Raw genomic sequence first — 1,613 nt, 5'->3', positions numbered from 1 at the left:
TCGTCCGCCAACAGCTCGATCGGCTCGTTGTCGACTTCGACCTCAACCGGCCTCTCATCGGCCAACAGCTCGATCACGTCGTTGTCCACCTCGACCTCGACCGGCATCGGCTCGTTGTCCACCGGCCTGAGCAGCACGAACAGCACGATCCTGTCGCTGTCCACGTCGACTTCGACCGGCATCGGCTCGCTGTCCACCGGCCTGAGCAGCACGAACAGCTCGGTGTCGTCGCTGTCGACCTCGACCTCGACCGCGATCAACGCCGCGAAGACGCACTACTACAGCGTCAACGACAACGGYGTGCAGCAAAGCAACTACGTCAACGACGGCGCAACGGGCACCAACGCCCTCGCGGCCGGCGTGAACGCCAGCGCAGCAGGCGCCAGCAGCGTCGCGGTCGGTGACGGCTCGAACGCGCAGTCGGCAGGCGCGGTCGCSATCGGCCAGAACGCATCGGCAACGGGCGGCAAGGCCGTGTCGATCGGCTCCGGCAACACGGCAAGCGGCGACGGCGCAGTCGCGATCGGCGACCCGAGCATCGCAACGGGTACCGGCGCGGTGGCGATGGGCGCGAACGACACGGCGACCGGCAACGGCGCAGTGGCGCTCGGCAACGCGAACACGGCCAACGGCGCGAGCGCGCTCGCCCTCGGCAGCTCGAACCAGGCTACCGCGGACAACACGATCGCGCTCGGCAACCAGGCCACGGCAAGCGCCACCGGCGCACAAGCGTACGGCTCGGCAGCGCAGGCAACCGCCGCCGACGCACTCGCCTTCGGCACGAACGCACAGGCCAACGTCGCCAACTCGATCGCACTCGGCGCGAACTCGGTCACGAGCGCCGCGAACCCGACGTCGAGCGCCACGATCGGCGGCGTCACGTACCCCTTCGCAGGCGGCTCGCCGGTCGGCGTGGTGAGCGTCGGCGCACCGGGCCAGGAACGCCAGATCACGAACGTCGCCGCAGGCCGGATCTCGGCCAGCAGCACGGACGCGATCAACGGCAGCCAGCTCAACGCGACGAACAACGCGATCAACACGCTGTCGACGTCGACCGCKTCGAACGTCGCGTCGCTGTCGACGGGCATCAACTCGCTGTCCACCGGCCTGAGCAGCACGAACAGCTCGGTGTCGTCGCTGTCCACGTCGACCTCGACCGCGATCAACTCGCTGTCGACGGGCCTGAGCGCGACGAACAGCAACGTCAACTCGCTGTCGACGTCGACTTCGACCGGCATCGGCTCGCTGTCCACCGGCCTGAGCACGACGAACAGCAACGTGGCCTCGCTGTCGACCGGCGTGACGAACATCAACAACCAGTTGAACCAGTTGTCGACGACGCTCAACAACAACACGACGCGTGCGGCGAACAACAACGGCGTGGCGGCCGAYATGAATGGCACCGGMACCGACCACCCGACCGTCACCGCCGGCTCGAACTCGGTGGCGATCGGCGCGAATTCGACGGACGGCGGCCGCTCGAACGTGGTGTCGGTCGGCAGCGACACGCAGCAGCGCCAGATCACGAACGTCGCGCCGGGTACGCAAGGCACCGACGCGGTGAACGTGAATCAGCTGACGCAGGTGCAGACGACGCTGTCGACGGCACTGTC

General features: G+C 67.8%; 1 protein-coding gene. It reads left to right on the top strand.

Annotation, left to right across the window (positions count from 1 at the left end; translation table 11 throughout):
- On the top strand, window positions 1-1,613 hold a 1,613-nt coding region (locus B7G54_RS37775; protein ID WP_425266541.1), incomplete at both ends, for a YadA family autotransporter adhesin.

The sequence above is a fragment of the Burkholderia puraquae genome, assembly GCF_002099195.1.
Lineage (GTDB): Bacteria > Pseudomonadota > Gammaproteobacteria > Burkholderiales > Burkholderiaceae > Burkholderia > Burkholderia puraquae.
Note: the sequence above shows the minus strand (reverse complement) of the source record. Positions and strands in the feature narration are given on the sequence as shown.